Source organism: Vibrio sp. 1249-1 (genome assembly GCF_033340495.1).
The window spans coordinates 1-512 of the sequence record NZ_JAWOWJ010001191.1; the positions used below are offsets into that span (position 1 = coordinate 1).

Genomic DNA, 512 nt, shown 5'->3' on the forward strand with positions numbered 1-512 from the left:
TGGAAGAAGTTTTTCAGCAATTCTATGCTAACGGTGCGCTCCTCGTGATGTGGGGCGCATTACTGTTTCACCTGCTCCTCCCTATTCCTCATTCCGCTCACCCTGCGACTTTATGGCGCAAGGTAGCCGAACAATTAGCAGAGAAAGTAAATAACCACCATAGCTATTCACAAAGCATTCTCTCAGGAAGCCTCGCTCTTATTTTGATGACATTGCCGTGTTTGGTGCTCTTAATCGCTCTAAAGCCCTTAGTTTGGCAAGAGCCTCTGTACGAACTTGCTCTGTTACTATTAGCGTTAGATTGGCGAAGTTGCGAAACCCTCACCAAACAACTTGCCCTCGCCTTGTCGCGTGAGGATAAAACGCGCTGTCGCGAGCTACTCAAGCCTTTTGTGAATCGTGATACCGAAACGTTATCGCTTGTCGGTATAGGTAAAGCCGGATCTGAAACCATCATTATGGGCTTTGGTCGCAATGTAGTGTGTGTACTGTTTTGGTATGCCATCGCAGGT

General features: G+C 47.5%; 1 protein-coding gene. It reads left to right on the top strand.

The genetic code is table 11. From position 1 onward, the window contains the following. A partial coding sequence (locus R7Z50_RS31200; RefSeq protein WP_318150241.1) for a cobalamin biosynthesis protein occupies nucleotides 1-512 on the top strand: 512 nt, incomplete at both ends.